The sequence below is a fragment of the Pseudomonas sp. MF6394 genome (genome assembly GCF_002018845.1).
GTDB classification, from domain to species: Bacteria; Pseudomonadota; Gammaproteobacteria; order Pseudomonadales; family Pseudomonadaceae; genus Aquipseudomonas; species Aquipseudomonas lactis.
The window spans coordinates 33,219-49,020 of record NZ_MVOJ01000021.1; the positions used below are offsets into that span (position 1 = coordinate 33,219).

A 15,802-nucleotide genomic window follows, 5' to 3' on the forward strand; every position below is an offset into this window, starting at 1 on the left:
CGTCACCGGATCACCCCGCCCGGTTGAAGTGGAAAATCAGTCGCGAGGCAGGTCTCCTGGCTTGGGGTGTGCAGGTCTTGCGACCAACGCTGACTGCGCCTTCCCGCCCTATCGGCAGTGGCGTGGCAGTCAACTGAACCCTTCACAGTTGCGGGGGCAGCCGCGGCTTGAACCGCGTTCCCTTCTTAGCTTCGGCCTGGGCCGAAGAACCTCGAGGGTGCAAGGCTACAGGGGCTTGCAGCATTTGACTACCGTCCCCGGCCCATGCTCTCCTACACCTCTTGTTTCGGGTGCCCTTCACAGGGTGAAACGGGAAACCGGTGCGTCATAGTCCTATGACCAGTCCGGTGCTGCCCCCGCAACGGTAAGCGAGCGAAGCGTCATGGCCACTGTGCGTTTGCATGGGAAGGCGACGCTTTCAGGAGGACTCTTTGATGAGCCGCCCCTCGCAAGCCCGGAGACCGGCCCGAAAAAATCAGATAACAAACCCGCGGTGGGCGGGCGCTGTTCGAACCCTGCGTGCCTGGCGCGTGGGGTTTTCATGCGCTCGTTTCACCCTGACACTTCAAAGGGACGCGCCATGTCGATCATCAGCAGCACTTCGCACTCCGCCAGCAGCACCGCCACCCTCAGCCAACGCCTGACCGCCGCCATCGGTGCGTCGATACTCGGCGCGTGTTTGGTGTATTTCGCCGGGTTCTCGCATATCGAGGCGGTGCACAACGCCGCCCACGATACCCGCCACAGCGCCGCGTTCCCGTGCCATTGAGAGCTGCCGACATGATCAAGCGTATTGCGCAAACCGCAGGGTTCACTGGGCTGTTGGCGGCCTTGCTGCTGACTCTGTTGCAAAGCTTCTGGGTCGCCCCGCTGATTCTGCAGGCAGAAAGCTTCGAAAAAGCCCCACCAGCCACCGAAGTGGTGCATGAGCACTCCGCTGGCGCCGCAGCCCACAGCCACGATGCCCAAGCCTGGGAGCCCGAAGATGGCTGGCAGCGCGTGCTGTCCACCACCGGCGGCAACCTGGTAGTGGCGGTGGGATTTGCACTGATGCTCGCCGGCCTCTACACGCTGCGCGCGCCGACCCGCACCGCCCAAGGACTGCTCTGGGGCCTGGCCGGCTACGCGACCTTTGTACTGGCGCCCACCCTGGGCCTGCCCCCGGAACTGCCCGGCACTGCCGCCGCTGACCTGACGCTGCGCCAGACCTGGTGGATCGGCACCGCCGCCTCCACCGCCGCCGGCCTGGCGCTGATCGTATTCGGCCGCAATTGGCTGTTGAAAGGCCTTGGGCTGGCGATCCTTGCCGTACCCCACTTTATCGGCGCGCCGCAACCGCAAGTGCATTCGATGCTGGCCCCGGAGGCGCTCGAAGCGCAGTTCAAGATCGCCTCGCAATTGACCAACGTGGCCTTCTGGCTGGCCCTGGGCCTGATCAGCGCCTGGTTGTTTCGCCGCAATCGCGACGACCAATACTCGGCATGATTCTGGTTGTCGGGCTTGGCTGCCAGCGCGGCTGTGAGGTTCACAGCCTGCTGGCACTGCTGGACAGCGCTCTGGCCGAGGCCGGCATTGAGCGCTCACGCGTGACCGCGTTGGCAAGCATTGACCGCAAACGCGATGAGCCTGGGCTGCTGGCGCTGGCCCAGCGGTTGAACCTGCCCTTGCAGTGCTTGAGTGCCGAACAACTGGTGGACTATGAGCATCGGCTGAGCCATCGCTCAGCGCTGGCCTTTGCCCATACCGGCTGTTACGGGGTGGCCGAAAGCGCCGCCCTGGCCCTGGCCGAGCACCTGTCCAATGGCCCCGCGCGCCTGCTGATCACCCGCCAGAAAAGCGCACAGGCCACCCTTGCATTGGCCTGCGCAGGTTAAAACCCCGATAATTGCCGTTCTCGATCATGAGCAATCTTCATGCTCGCCCGTTTTTCAACAGGACTTCTCCATGACCGTCTACTTTATCGGCGCCGGCCCCGGCGACCCGGAATTGATCACCGTCAAGGGCCAGCGGCTGATCCGCAGTTGCCCGGTGATCATCTACGCCGGCTCGCTGGTGCCCGCCGCCGTACTGGAAGGTCACCAGGCGCTCCAGGTGGTCAACAGCGCCGAACTGCACCTGGAACAGATCATCGAGCTGATCAAGACGGCCGATGCCCAAGGCCAGGATGTGGCGCGGGTGCACTCCGGCGACCCCAGCTTGTATGGGGCGATTGGCGAACAAATCCGCCATTTGCGTGAGCTGGGCATCCCGTTCCAGATCATTCCAGGAGTGACGGCTGTCGCGGCGTGCGCGGCCTTGCTGGAGACCGAACTGACCCTGCCGGACATCGCCCAAAGCGTGATCCTGACCCGTTACGCCGATAAAACCAGCATGCCCCCCGGTGAAGACTTCGACAGCCTGGCGCGGCATGGCACCACCATGGCAATTCATCTGGGGGTCAATCACCTGGAAAAGATCGTCGCCGAACTGCTGCCGCACTATGGCGCGGACTGCCCGATTGCCGTGGTGCACAGGGCGACCTGGCCGGATCAGGAGTGGGTGGTCGGTACGCTGAGTGACATTGCCCAGAAAGTTGCGGCCAAGGGGTTTCGGCGTACGGCATTGATCGTGGTGGGCCGGGTGTTGGCCAGTGACAGTTTCAGTGAGTCGTCGCTGTACCGCGCAGGGCATGCGCACCTCTATCGGCCCTGAAGAAACACATTTTGGCTAGAGAGCTTGCTGCCGTGACGATCCGACAGTCAGTGCATAACTCTGTAACGATCAACGGTAACCACGATGCGAAGCGAGCCGCTCTTGATCTGCTTTTGATCTTAGGCGCCCCGTTAAACCACGCTGGCCGAACGCAGGCTTGAATTCGTGGGTAACCCGGCAGGACGCCGGGTTAGCCGCCCCGCGCCATGGATGGCGCGTGGCGGCGGCCCACGGATTCAAGCCTGCGTTCGGGCACACCGAGCCTAAGCGAGGTGCCGAGTGGTGGGGCAAGAGCGTTTTGCTTACTTTTGCGCTGTTCAAAAGTGAGCCGCCGTCAGGGCGGAACCCCAGGTGGCCGTTACCGCAGCAATGGATATGTACACAATACAACTGGGTCGCCTGCCAGGCCGCCTTCGCGAGCAAGCCCGCTCCCACAGTTTGGATCGTGGGCTTCAGGTGGATAGGCGTCGGCCGTGAGGCCGACATCGCAGGCAAGCCAGCACACACTTGATATATTTGTTAGATACATCTTATAACTAACTGAATTTCAAGCATAAAAAACGGCGCTCACGGGGCGCCGTTTCTTATGTTCGCAGTGAACACCTTACTCAGTAGTAGGCGTTTTCTTTCTGCGTGTGGTCAGTCACGTCACGTACGCCCTTGAGCTCAGGAATACGTTCCAGCAGCGTGCGCTCGATGCCCTCACGCAAGGTCACGTCCGCCTGGCCACAGCCCTGGCAACCGCCGCCGAACTTCAGTACGGCGATACCGTCCTCCACCACGTCGATCAGGCTCACCTGGCCGCCGTGGCTGGCCAGCCCAGGGTTGATCTCGGTTTGCAGGTAGTAGTTGATGCGCTCATTGACCGGGCTGTCGGCATTGACGTTCGGCACCTTGGCGTTGGGCGCCTTGATGGTCAACTGGCCGCCCATACGGTCGGTGGCGTAGTCGACCACGGCGTCGTCAAGGAAGGCTTCGCTGAACGCGTCAATGTAGGCGGTGAAGCTCTTGAGCCCCAGGGCGGTGTCTTCAGGCTTCTCTTCGCCGGGCTTGCAGTAGGCAATGCAAGTCTCGGCGTACTGGGTGCCAGGCTGGGTGATAAAGACGCGGATGCCGATACCCGGGGTGTTCTGCTTGGACAGCAGGTCAGCCAGGTAATCGTGGGCGGCGTCGGTAATGGTTATGGCAGTCATGGAAACTCCTCACAGGCTTGCCCGCAGTTTACGCCAAATTATTACCCAGGTACAAAGTCCGAGTGTTTTTGTCAGGAAAGACCTGATCCTGCTGACCGAACCCGCTGGCGCTCCTACCGGTTTCTGCGAAAACCTATGCCTACCTATGTAGGCCACCTGCAAAACCGCGCTGAATATAGTGAATCCTCTTCGACCAAGGATTGTGAGGATTGCATGAACAACGCGTTGCAGAGTTTCTATTTCAACGGCTTGCCTGAACAGCAAGCGCACCTGGACCATCTGATTGAGTTCGTGACGGCGCACATTTCACGTCCAGTAACCGCCGCCGAGGTGTACTACTACCCTCCCCCGCATTCCGAGCTGAATCGCGAGTGCAAGGAAGCGTTTCGGGTCCTGGCAAAACTGGAAGCCGATGACGACTTTCAGCAGTTCCTGCGGGACAAGCCTGAACCGGATAATTCTCTGCTAGGCCGGGACTTTCTTTACGATCTGCTCTCCACCCTACTCAGCAGCGCCCGCTCGCCGGTACCCGACCCTCCCGAAACGTTCAGCATCGCCGACCGTTCGGTGATTCTGCGCCATGTGCCCACCTATTGGTACATCGACGTCGATGTGTTGCTGGATATCAACCGGCGCGTGGGTAATGGCCTTAAAAGTGACGGTTCGGTACGGTTCGACCTGGTGCTCAAGTATTACGCCATCCTCCCGTCCCATCCAAAAACCGGCGAACAGTGGAAATCGGTTCTTTATGGCTTGCAGGAACACTGCGCCCTGAAAAAACTCGGCCACGAAGGCAACATCAGCGATCTGCAGCATTTACTGGATGCGCCTGCTGACAAAAAGATCAAGTCTGTTATCCAAGAGATCCAGACACACACCCGTAAATCACTGTTCCAATGCGTGCTGCCGCTTACCTTTTCCTCATCACAGCAGGCCATGCTCAGCACCACGCCGACAGTCTTGCTCGAGCAGATTCTCAACAGTCCGAGCAACCTGGCGCTGGCCGAGCGTATCGCCAAGGCGCTGGACTGGTACGGCAGCCAAAAGGCGCAAACCTGCCCACAACCGGTGCTGGTGAAGTTGCTGTGGCGCGCACTGTGGCTGACGATCATCCCCAACCCACGCTCGACGTTGGATAACGAATTGAAGTTATTCATCACGATGGGGGCGTCTTACAAGTCGATCCGCCAAGACCTGATCAGCCAGTATCACCACACCTTGTCGATCAGCACTGACACGGCGCAACTGGCCATGTGCGTGGTCAAGGCCAATGTCGCCAGCGAAGTATGGGTGGCCGATATTCCCGATGACCTGCCCTACGCCGCCACCAGTACCTGGGTCAACTTCAGAAGCGGTTTTCTGCTGGCCGAAACACTTGCGCCCGGCTCATCGCGCCACATGAGCTTCGAGCAACTGCTCAACCTGACGGCGGAGCATTTTCGTGCCAGTGGCGATGACGTCAAGCAACAGGCTCTCGTCGCGGCGGCCAAGCTGGGCCCTACCGTGCAATGGGCGCAGGCCAACGGCCTGATTGCCAGCCGAAAGTCGGGCCACTCCCGCGAGGAGCTCGCTCAGGCCGTCACCGCGCTGGAACAGCATGAGTATGAGGTGTTCAACGCGGTCCAGAACCTTGCGCTCCATCTGCCCAGCCGTTGGCGCTCGGCGTCGGACGCGGAGTACGACAAAGCCTTCCGTGAAGCCCTTGAGCGCCCGAGAAACGCCTACAAGGTACTGATCCAGTCCCTGCTTGCCCATCTGGGCAGTTGGACCCTGGATGTGGACCGGGACGAAATCACGGTGTACTCATTGAGAGAGGCCCTGAACAAGGTGCCCATCGAATATGAAACCAAACGCAAGGCCGATGCCGTTCGCTACCGCACGGGTTTTATTCTGCGCATCGTCAAGGCTCGCGATCCTTTCAGCGCCCTCTACGTCGAGGTGTTCCCCCTCGCCGGCGTGATTCGTCGACGTGGCGATATCGATACCTTGCCGCTCAATGGCAAAGTGGTCGAACTGCGTGACGCCATGAGTTGGTGCAAATACAGATTGGCCACCGAAGTGCCCTTTGATCGCGAGGCCTACCGCGAGAACAAAGCGCCCAGGCGCGGCAAAAAAGCCGAGATGATCGTTGAACAAGTCGGCGAAACATTGCCTGGCATCGATTCGCACATATCGCGCCCCTCATCGTTCGCGCCCAACACGCTGTATGCGCCACGCAGTGAAGCGCTGGCGAGCATGATCGCCCGCGAGCTATTTTTTTGCGACGAAGAAGCCCTGCTGGAAAAAACCCGCAAAGACACACGCGAAGTGGACATCGGCGCAGAGGTACTCGAAGATTTGGCGTTCTGGGGCAAGATATTTGTCCCGTTCTGGGCCGGTATCGAAGACATCGCCTCCGGCGATCCCCAGCGTATCAAATCCGGCGTCGCCAGCTTGTTCATCGACATCGTGGCTTTCGCATTGCCGGTGGGTCGGTATGTGGCCGGCTCTACCCGCCTGCTCATCCAGGCGGGCAAAACCGGGCTGCGCCTGGCGATGCCGAAACTGGCGAAACTGACGGGAAAACTGGTGATTGCCACCCTGCAGGAATTCAACCCCCTGGCCGCCCTGCCCAGCCTGCTCAGGCTGGCGCGCATGGGCATGCTCAAGTTGGGTCACAAACTGATGCGCCAGACGAAACGGGGCATCGCCCAACTGCGCGATGGGACAATCGCCGCCAGGCACATGCGTTCGGTCGATCCTGACAGTTGGAAGCCGCTGCTGGCTGGCGATCGACTGTTTACTGTCGACGGTTTTGCCAATATCCCGATGCGTAACGTCGGCAGCCTCGACGCCCCCGATTATCGCCTGATCGACGCCGCCTCAAATACCGCCTTCGGGCCGCGTTATCGAGAGCCGATCACAGTCATCAGCAACAGCAGCCCATTGATCCGTCGATACGCGGTCGACCCCGAGTTGATCAGGGGCCTGACGCCCGACGCTCGCGGCCTCTTCTCCCGAGCGGACTACAATCAAAAGTTCATCTGCAATATCGATGATAAGGGCAAGATCGCGGTGTACCAGGTACGCGACAATTCCTACGGGTTTATTCAGGAGACCGCCGCAGGCGCCGACAACAGCTTTTCGATCGTTCTGGTCAATCCAAAGACCAACCGCGACTTATCGATCACGCTGTCCTCGGTCGAGCCCGGTCACTGGTACTCAAGCCAGATCAAATTGGCAGGCGGCGCGCCGGATGCACCCAACGTGGTAACGCCATCGATACTGCTGAAATGGACCGAGGCCAGCGAAGAGGCCCTGAAAAAAACCATGGACACCTTCGTCAGCACTTACAACCTGAACCTCACTGCATTTCGCCAGTTCGTCAACAGCCGCAACACCCTGACGCGCAGAGGCCAACAGATGCTGGACCGTGTGGGAACCGCCCGTTCCAGCGTGACCTACGACCACCTGGAGCGCTGGAGCAAGGTATCCCAACGTGAGCGCAACAGCCTCACCCTTGAAGGCTTCGCCGCCGACCACAACCTTGACCCGGTGGACTTTGCCGAGCATGTAAACCTGGACGGCAGCTACCGGGCGGCAGGCAAGGTGCTGGCCAAGTATGCCAGCGGCGGCGACTTCGATGTGCTGACGCCCGAGCACTTGAAAGCCTGGAACACACACTACAACGCCGCCAATTCACGGGTCTCGATGCTCTCGTTTGTCGAAGCCAAAAACCTCAACCCGGTGATATGGCGCAGTTACGTCAATGACAATGGCAGCATGACCCGCGCCGGTCGGGAGATGTGGCTGTTCGGACAAAGAAGCCCGCTGGACCAGCCGGTCGCCAGGAAACGGCCTGCACCGCCCCCTACCGCAGGCAGTTCAAAACGCCCGCGCCTGGAAGACAACACCCCACCCACGCGGCGCCGATCAACCTCGATCACAGGCTCTTTTGATCATAAAATCAACAACAACGCGGCAATTTTGCAAGATCCGACCGACATCAGGCGCAGCTTGACCCTCGAGCTTGAAGGCCCGCTGCACACCATCGAGATTACCGACGCCAACCGTTTTTTTGACGAGTTCACTGGCCTGCAACACGTCGAAGTCAAAGAAGCTGCGACCAAAAGTATCCGAGAATGGATCTCCAAAGAGGGCAGCCATCATCGCCGCCTTGATCGGCTGTTGGAGGTCAAGAAACTGGCAAATGGCCCGGAGCGCGGCCTGTCGGTGGTGGCCAAGACCGATATAAAGCGCTTCGATGTCCTTGGGCCGTACACCGGCAAGCTGCATCGGGATCAAGCCTCGATCAATGCCGAGATTCTCGAAAAAGGCGAGGCGGCCGTCGGTACGTATTTATTCCAGACCAACACCCAAGGCGCGACCATCAGCGGCCACGGCAACAGCAGTACGCTGAGCCTGATCAATGCGGTCAAGGTGCCGAACCTGCCCGATGTTGGCATTGAAAATGTCGGCGCCCTGTATGTAGGCAAGTACATGGTGTTTTTAATCGCCTGGCGAGATATCCCTGCCGGGACCGAGTTGCTGATGGATTACGGGAAAGCCTACTGGAAATACATGCGGCCCTGAGGCCCCAGCCCTAATGAGCTTGCCGAGAGGGTATCGCGTCATCAATGCCAAACCAGCGTTTGAGCCTGCGGTGCGTGCCCCTCTCCAACACGTGGTAGCTGGCGAATGCGCCCAGCGCAATGATGACGATACACACAGGCACCATGGTGTAGGGGTCTACCCCACGGTGCTCGATGGCCCAGCGTCCAGCGCATAGAACCAGGACATGAAGCAGGTACACCGAGTAGGAACAATCCCCCAGCATTTTTATACAGCGCGAGCCGCGCAAATACGGCTCCAGCGCCACACAACTGATCACCAGCACAGCGCTGGGCAGGCCCCATTCCAATGCACGGGGGACATCCGCGCCGTGATAGATCGCCGCCAGTGCCGCCATGATCCCCAGCAACGCCAACCACGGCCTGGCCCGGCACAGGCCGCGGCGATACAGCATGCCGATCGCCACGCCCATGAGAAACTCTAGGACAATGTCATTACGGTAAAACCCATCGGCCAAATCGAAGACGGGGCCAATCACGTAACACAGCAGATACAGCAACACCGCCACCACCCATAGCCGATAGGCTTCAGGCACTAGCAAGGCAACCGCAAACAGACAGTAGAACAGCATCTCGAAATTCAGCGTCCAGCCCACGTCCAGCAAGGGATAGACGCCATAGCCCGCGGGGTTTTGCGCCGGGATAAAGAACATTGAAAGGAGTATATGGCCGAGTTCGAGCTCAACGTCTGCAAACATCGAAGGCATGGCCGCCGCCAGCCCGGCCAACAGCACGGTATAGAACCAATAGGCCGGCGCAATCCTGGCTACGCGCATCAGCATGAAACGCCAAGGTGTCAGCGCTTTATCGGCAGTTGCGAGGAAAATCACCAAGCCGCTGATGACGAAGAACACATCCACGCCAGCGCCGCCCTTTTCGACTAACAGGTCCTCCAGCGCGTTGTGGGCCTCGAAGTTGAAAAACAGCTGCATGACGTGGTGCCCCACCACCAGCCATGCCGCCAACGCGCGTAGCAACTGCACTGAAATCAACATCGGCATCCCCTTTCCAGTCCGTAGGTAGATATCCGACTGCTTCAGCCCCCGCATGGAGAAATGACCGGATCAATAGCGGTAGTTATAGGTTCTCGTAGCGGTTCATGTCCAATACGCCCTCTTCCACCGGCGTGGTTTCGTGGATGTACCGCGACAAGTCATGGAAGTACTGCCAGAACAGCGGGTGACTGCGACGTACACCCCAGCGATCGACGATTTTCTCGAAGCTCTTGGCGTCCTTGGCTTGCTCCATTTGCGCGACAAACTCAGGCACTTGCCGGGCCGGGATATTGAACATGAAGTTCGGGTAGCTGCTGAGCACGCCTGGGTAGATCGTCACTGTGTCCAGGCCCGGCTGATAGCGATACGCCTCTCCCAGCAGGAACGCCACGTTACTGTGGGCACGGTTGCGCAGCAGGCTGTAGACCTCGCGCTTGCCGCTGGCGGTTTCGATGCGCAGCATGGTGGCTTCGGGCAATTGCTCGATCACTTTGAGCCCTGCCGCCGGCCGTGAGGTCAGGCGGCTCAGCGCTTGTTCGGCATCCTGCAAGGCCGGGTCGATGCCGTCGCGGGAGCAGAACGCGCCGCTGCAGCGGTTGATCGGGTCGGGGCTGGCGTTCAAATGGCCGTAGCGGGTCAGCAACTGGTTGGCGAAGTCACGCTTGGGGTCTTTCTCGCTCAGGTGCAAACCACTGGCCTTGTCATCGTCAATCGCTTCGTAGTCCAGCCACAGCTTGAGCTTGCCGCTGTTCTGGTACCAGTCGTCCATGAAGTCTTCGCGGGTATCCGCCGGCATCAAGCGCAGGAAGTTCTGCTCGGCGCCGTTGCGGATCAGGTCGAAATACAGGCGGGTCTGGGCCTGGTGCGAGACGTTGCCGAACACATCGAAATTCACCGCCAACTGGTAATAGGTGCGCTCCAGCAGTGGGTAGTCGAACAACCACATCGTCTGCGGGACCTCGCCAATCAGGCCCTTGGTCACCGAGGCGCTGTCAAAATGGCGGAAAATGCTCAACAAGGCATTGTCATTGCCCGCCCACAATGTCGACCAGCTCGGCGCCGGCAGGTCTGCATAGTTGTCACGGCGCAGGGCTTCGTACTGGTTGCGCTTGTCGCGATAGGCCAGCCACAGGCTCAGCACACTGCCCACGTCGTCATTCTGCCCAGGCATGGCCAGCAACGGCGTGGCCTGGCCGCGATAACGCGCATCGGTGATGTACAAGTCGTGGTCGGGGTCCTGGAACAGCGTCCAGAAGTTATCGCGGATCACGTCCGTGGCGATCTGCCCACGGCACACCGGCCCGCGAATGAAGGTACGCACGAAGTACTCGGCGTTATCGAGCATGAATTGGTAACGCGCTTTGGCCGGGATCGCTTCGAATGTCGCGAACGGGTTGGCGCGGCTGCCAGGGCCGTAGCCTGGCAAGGCAGTGACCTGCCAGTCGCCACCGTAGAACAGCGCCTTGATCCGCGCCATCTTCGCCGCGCTGAAGGGGTAAGTGATGTGGGTTTTATGCACGATCACACCCTGCACCGGCCACAGGCGGTAATACACCTGGGTGCCTGGGTCGTCGTTGGGGCGACGGGTGGCGATCAGGTCAATCGGCTGGCCACTGGGCGTGCGCGAACGCACCCACTGGAAGTAATGCCCCGGCTCGCCGTTCTCGAAATAGATATGCGCCAGGAACAAATGCTCGAACAGCCAGCGCGCCACCAGGCTTTCCCGGGCGCCCGGCTGGTTGAACAGGTTTTCCCACTGTTGCACTTGCAACGCTTCCCTGGCGCTCGGCGCCAGGCCCTGCTCGTCAATCGGCGCGCCGGAGGCCAGCCAGCGTTGCAGGGTCTGGTATTGCTGGTCGGTCAGGCCGGTGACGGCCAGCGGCATGCCTTCCTTGGGATGAGCACCGGCATAGGCAGTGAACTCGCCGGGCGTTGCGCACATATTGTCGCGGTTGAGCCCCAGCACAATGTTCTCGGGCAGCTTGGCATTGGGCGCCAGCGGCGCGTTATGCCCCAGCTCCAGCATGCGCGCCATCAGCGCAGCCTGGCTGCCCTGGGCGTCCAGCACCGAATAGAAGCCCTTCTGCTGCCACGCCTGTTTGCCGAAGGCGTCATAAAACAAACGGGTTGTGGGCGTGGCCTGGCTGCGCTCACCGTCATACACCGGCATCTTGCTTGCGCCCCGCGCTGCGCCCTCGGCACTGCCCAGGTTGAGCTGGCAGGCGGAGTCATAGCAGGCATGGCAGGCCACGCATTTTTCAGTAAAGATCGGTTGGATGTCGCGGGTGTAGGAAATCGCCGAAGCGGGACCTGCCGCCTGAGCGCTGCTGGCTATCAAGGCCAGGACGGCGCTGACGATTAAACGAAGTGACATGTATCCGGTCCCGATTCAAGGCGTGCGGTGTTTGAAGTGGCGTGATTCTACCGGGCCATGCACCCCAGCAACATGAGCGATATTCATGCAAAAGCTCTACATGCTCCAAAAGCCCGCAGGTTTGTTATGATTCACGCCCTCCGAAATGCCTGACCAGAGTAGTCCCATGTCCGACCGAAGCGTTCGTCTGCAAGCCCTTCACCACGCCCTCAAGGAACGTATCCTGATCCTGGACGGTGGCATGGGCACGATGATCCAGAGCTATAAGCTCGAGGAGCAGGACTACCGTGGCAAACGCTTCGCCGATTGGCCAAGCGACGTCAAGGGCAACAACGACCTGCTGGTGCTGACCCGTCCCGACGTGATTGGCGGGATCGAGAAGGCGTACCTGGACGCTGGCGCCGACATTCTGGAAACCAACACCTTCAACGCCACGCGCATCTCCATGGCCGACTACGGCATGGAAGAACTGGCCTATGAACTGAACGTGGAAGGCGCACGCCTGGCGCGCAAAGTCGCCGACGCCAAGACCCACGAAAACCCGGCCAAGCCGCGCTTCGTGGCCGGCGTACTGGGCCCGACCAGCCGCACCTGCTCGCTGTCGCCCGACGTGAACAACCCCGGCTACCGCAACGTGACCTTCGATGAACTGGTCGAAAACTACACCGAGGCCACCCAGGGCCTGATCGAAGGCGGCGCCGACCTGATCCTGATCGAAACCATCTTCGACACCCTCAACGCCAAGGCCGCGATCTTCGCCGTGCAGGGCGTGTTCGAAGCCCTGGGTATCGAACTGCCGATCATGATTTCCGGCACCATCACCGACGCCTCCGGCCGCACCCTGTCGGGCCAGACCACCGAAGCATTCTGGAACTCCGTGGCCCACGCCAAGCCGATCTCGGTGGGCTTGAACTGCGCCCTGGGCGCCAGCGAATTGCGCCCCTACCTGGAAGAGTTGTCGAACAAGGCCAACACCCATGTGTCGGCGCACCCCAACGCCGGCCTGCCCAACGAATTCGGCGAGTACGATGAACTGCCGTCAGAAACCGCCAAGGTCATCGAAGAATTCGCCCAGAGCGGCTTCCTGAACATCGTCGGCGGTTGCTGCGGCACCACGCCAGGGCATATCGAAGCCATCGCCAAGGCCGTGGCCGGTTATGCACCGCGCCCGATCCCGGAGATTCCCAAAGCCTGCCGCCTGTCGGGCCTGGAGCCGTTCACCATCGACCGCAGTTCGTTGTTCGTCAACGTCGGCGAACGTACCAACATCACAGGCTCGGCCAAGTTCGCCCGCCTGATCCGTGAAGACAATTACACCGAAGCCCTCGAAGTCGCCCTGCAGCAGGTAGAAGCCGGCGCCCAGGTGATCGACATCAACATGGACGAAGGCATGTTGGATTCGAAGAAGGCCATGGTGACCTTCCTCAATCTGATCGCTGGTGAGCCGGACATCTCCCGCGTACCGATCATGATCGACTCCTCCAAGTGGGAAGTGATCGAAGCCGGCCTCAAGTGCATCCAGGGCAAGGGCATCGTCAACTCCATCAGCATGAAGGAAGGCGTGGAGCAGTTCATTCACCACGCCAAGCTGTGCAAGCGCTATGGCGCGGCGGTGGTGGTGATGGCCTTCGACGAAGCCGGCCAGGCCGACACCGAAGCGCGCAAGAAAGAAATCTGCAAACGCTCCTACGACATCCTGGTCAACGAAGTCGGCTTCCCACCGGAAGACATCATCTTCGACCCGAACATCTTCGCGGTCGCCACCGGTATCGAAGAGCACAACAACTACGCCGTCGACTTCATCAACGCCTGTGCCTATATCCGTGACGAACTGCCCTACGCGCTGACCTCCGGTGGCGTGTCCAACGTGTCGTTCTCGTTCCGTGGCAACAACCCGGTGCGCGAAGCGATCCACTCGGTGTTCCTGCTGCATGCGATCCGCGCGGGCCTGACCATGGGCATCGTCAACGCCGGCCAACTGGAGATCTACGACCAGATCCCGGCCGAGCTGCGTGACGCCGTGGAAGACGTGGTGCTCAACCGCACGCCGGACGGCACCGACGCCCTGCTGGCGATTGCCGACAAATACAAGGGCGACGGCAGCGTCAAGGAAGCCGAAACCGAGGAATGGCGTGGCTGGGAGGTCAACAAGCGCCTGGAACATGCGCTGGTCAAGGGCATCACCACGCACATTGTCGAAGACACCGAGGAATCGCGCCTGTCGTTTGCGCGCCCGATCGAAGTGATCGAAGGCCCGCTGATGTCGGGCATGAACATCGTCGGCGACCTGTTTGGCGCCGGTAAGATGTTCCTGCCCCAGGTGGTGAAATCCGCCCGCGTGATGAAGCAGGCGGTGGCGCACTTGATCCCATTCATCGAGCTGGAAAAAGGCGACAAACCCGAAGCCAAGGGCAAGATCCTGATGGCCACGGTCAAGGGCGACGTGCATGACATCGGCAAGAACATTGTCGGCGTGGTGCTGGGTTGCAACGGCTATGACATCGTCGACCTGGGCGTGATGGTGCCGGCGGAGAAGATCCTGCAGGTGGCCAAGGAACAGAAATGCGACATCATTGGCCTGTCCGGCCTGATCACGCCGTCCCTGGACGAAATGGTGCACGTGGCCCGCGAGATGCAGCGCCAGGATTTCCACCTGCCGCTGATGATCGGTGGCGCCACCACGTCCAAGGCGCACACGGCGGTGAAGATCGAGCCCAAATACAGCAATGACGCGGTGATCTACGTCACCGACGCCTCCCGCGCCGTGGGCGTGGCCACGCAGTTGCTGTCCAAGGAGCTGAAGGCCGGTTTCGTCGAGAAAACCCGCCTGGAATACATCGACGTGCGTGAGCGCACCTCCAACCGCAGCGCACGTACCGAGCGCTTGAGCTACGCCGCCGCCATCGCCAAGAAGCCGCAGTTTGACTGGAGCGACTACACGCCAGTGGTGCCGACCTTCACCGGCGCCAAGGTGCTGGATAATATCGACCTCAACGTGTTGGCCGAGTACATCGACTGGACACCGTTCTTTATCTCCTGGGACCTGGCCGGCAAATTCCCGCGCATCCTCACCGATGAAGTGGTGGGTGAAGCCGCCACCGCGCTGTACGAAGACGCCCGGGCCATGCTCAAGAAGCTGATCGACGAAAAACTCATCAGCGCCCGCGCCGTGTTTGGTTTCTGGCCGACCAACCAGGTGCAGGACGATGACCTGGAAGTCTACGGCGACGATGGCCAGCCGATTGCCCGGTTGCATCACCTGCGCCAGCAGATCATCAAGACCGACGGCAAGCCGAACTTCTCCCTGGCTGACTTCGTCGCGCCTAAAGACAGCGGCGTGACCGACTACATCGGTGGTTTTATCACCACCGCCGGCATCGGCGCCGAAGAAGTCGCCAAGGCCTACCAGGACGCGGGCGACGACTACAACTCGATCATGGTCAAGGCCCTCGCTGACCGCCTGGCCGAAGCCTGCGCCGAATGGCTGCACCAGCAGGTGCGTAAAGAGCATTGGGGTTACGCCAAAGATGAGCAACTGGACAACGAGGCGCTGATCAAAGAGCAATACAGCGGCATCCGCCCTGCCCCCGGCTACCCGGCGTGCCCGGACCACACCGAGAAGGCCCAGTTGTTCCAACTGCTCGACCCCGAGGCCCGCGAAATGCAGGCCGGGCGCAGCGGAGTGTTCCTTACCGAGCACTACGCGATGTTCCCGGCGGCGGCGGTCAGTGGCTGGTACTTCGCCCACCCGCAGGCGCAATACTTCGCCGTGGGCAAGGTCGACAAGGACCAGGTCACCAGCTACACCGCACGCAAAGGCCAGGACCTGGCCGTGACCGAGCGCTGGCTGGCGCCGAACCTGGGTTACGACAACTGACAGAGCGAGGCCGAACTCGGTCAAAATGTGGGAGCGGGCTTGCTCGCGAAAGCAGAGTGTCA

General features: G+C 60.6%; 9 protein-coding genes and 2 riboswitches. Of the genes, 6 read left to right on the plus strand and 3 right to left on the minus strand.

What is annotated here, in order from left to right:
- Positions 1 to 29 precede the first annotated feature (29 nt).
- Positions 30 to 229: riboswitch (cobalamin riboswitch) on the minus strand.
- A gap of 42 nt (positions 230 to 271) precedes the next feature.
- Positions 272 to 484: riboswitch (cobalamin riboswitch) on the plus strand.
- A gap of 96 nt (positions 485 to 580) precedes the next feature.
- From MF6394_RS20465 to cobM, 4 genes are all read left to right on the plus strand, one after another.
- Positions 581 to 769: a CbtB domain-containing protein gene (locus MF6394_RS20465; RefSeq protein WP_032875937.1), complete on the plus strand. Its 189-nt coding sequence runs from the start codon at positions 581 to 583 to the stop codon at positions 767 to 769.
- A gap of 11 nt (positions 770 to 780) precedes the next feature.
- The gene (locus MF6394_RS20470) at positions 781 to 1,485 is read left to right on the plus strand and encodes a CbtA family protein (protein ID WP_044273399.1); all 705 of its coding nucleotides are present in this window, start codon (positions 781 to 783) and stop codon (positions 1,483 to 1,485) included.
- Positions 1,482 to 1,874 (plus strand): cobalamin biosynthesis protein, encoded by a 393-nt coding sequence (locus MF6394_RS20475; protein WP_044273398.1) that lies wholly within the window; start codon positions 1,482 to 1,484, stop codon positions 1,872 to 1,874. The genes MF6394_RS20470 and MF6394_RS20475 overlap by 4 nt, the downstream gene beginning before the upstream one ends.
- A 70-nt stretch (positions 1,875 to 1,944) precedes the next feature.
- Complete coding sequence (cobM, locus tag MF6394_RS20480; RefSeq protein ID WP_078467412.1) at positions 1,945 to 2,691, plus strand: precorrin-4 C(11)-methyltransferase; 747 nt, start codon at positions 1,945 to 1,947, stop codon at positions 2,689 to 2,691.
- A 608-nt stretch (positions 2,692 to 3,299) separates the two neighbouring features.
- Here the strand turns inward: cobM and nfuA are convergent.
- Positions 3,300 to 3,884, minus strand: coding sequence for a Fe-S biogenesis protein NfuA (gene nfuA / locus MF6394_RS20495; protein ID WP_003173594.1), 585 nt, complete (start codon positions 3,882 to 3,884; stop codon positions 3,300 to 3,302).
- Positions 3,885 to 4,097: 213 nt separating this feature from the next.
- Here nfuA and MF6394_RS20500 point away from each other — a divergent pair, with 213 nt between their 5' ends.
- Positions 4,098 to 8,456: an SET domain-containing protein-lysine N-methyltransferase gene (locus tag MF6394_RS20500; protein ID WP_078467414.1), complete on the plus strand. Its 4,359-nt coding sequence runs from the start codon at positions 4,098 to 4,100 to the stop codon at positions 8,454 to 8,456.
- Between the two features lie 10 nt (positions 8,457 to 8,466).
- On the opposite strand, the gene MF6394_RS20505 is transcribed toward MF6394_RS20500, so the two are convergent.
- Positions 8,467 to 9,489 (minus strand): acyltransferase family protein, encoded by a 1,023-nt coding sequence (locus tag MF6394_RS20505; RefSeq protein WP_078467450.1) that lies wholly within the window; start codon positions 9,487 to 9,489, stop codon positions 8,467 to 8,469.
- Positions 9,490 to 9,571: 82 nt separating this feature from the next.
- Positions 9,572 to 11,863, minus strand: a complete 2,292-nt coding sequence (locus MF6394_RS20510) for a fatty acid cis/trans isomerase (RefSeq protein ID WP_078467415.1) — start codon at positions 11,861 to 11,863, stop codon at positions 9,572 to 9,574.
- 166 nt (positions 11,864 to 12,029) lie between these two features.
- Between MF6394_RS20510 and metH the strand changes: the two genes are divergently transcribed.
- Positions 12,030 to 15,740, plus strand: coding sequence for a methionine synthase (gene metH / locus MF6394_RS20515; protein ID WP_078467416.1), 3,711 nt, complete (start codon positions 12,030 to 12,032; stop codon positions 15,738 to 15,740).
- Positions 15,741 to 15,802: the final 62 nt, after the last annotated feature.